Source organism: Bacillus sp. JJ1521 (assembly GCF_036965165.1).
Classification (GTDB): domain Bacteria; phylum Bacillota; class Bacilli; order Bacillales; family Bacillaceae_L; genus Ferdinandcohnia.
In genome coordinates, this window is the sequence record NZ_JBALOX010000301.1 from 867 (window position 1) to 1372 (window position 506).

1 protein-coding gene is annotated in these 506 nt (G+C 33.0%); it reads right to left on the minus strand.

What is annotated here, in order from left to right; genetic code table 11:
• Nucleotides 1-237, minus strand: a 237-nt coding sequence (locus V7147_RS25085) for a TetR/AcrR family transcriptional regulator (RefSeq protein ID WP_438824657.1), incomplete at its 3' end; no start/stop codon positions are given.
• Nucleotides 238-506: the final 269 nt, after the last annotated feature.

Below are 506 nucleotides of genomic sequence, written 5' to 3' on the forward strand. Positions count from 1 at the left end.
TTCTAGTTGCTGGCGAATCGGACTATCATTTACTTCGCTTTTTATACCGTCTAATATTTTGTGAACCATCACTTCCGCAATAGCTGGCATAACAGCTAATTTAGAAGTGAAATACAAATAAAAAGTACCCTGAGCAATGCCTGCCTTTTTTACAATTTCAGAAACTGTCGCTTTTTCAATGCCTTTATCAGAGAACACATCAATAGCTGCTTGAATAATTCTTTCTCTTTTATCCATAATATCTACGCCTCCCTTTTATTATGACTGATTGTCATTCACATTAATTATTGTATCTCTACTTTCAATTATTATCAAGCTTAATATTAGCAGATACCCTTTTGCAAATTGTTATTTAACATGTGACATCATTGAACAATACTCATTGCTTTCCAGCCTGTCTCACTATTTCTTCAACTTATCTGCCCTTTACTTGAAGAAGATAGAGCTTTACTGTTGTTCAATTATTGCTATCTGTTAGTGAATTAAAACCTTATGAATGCAAAACA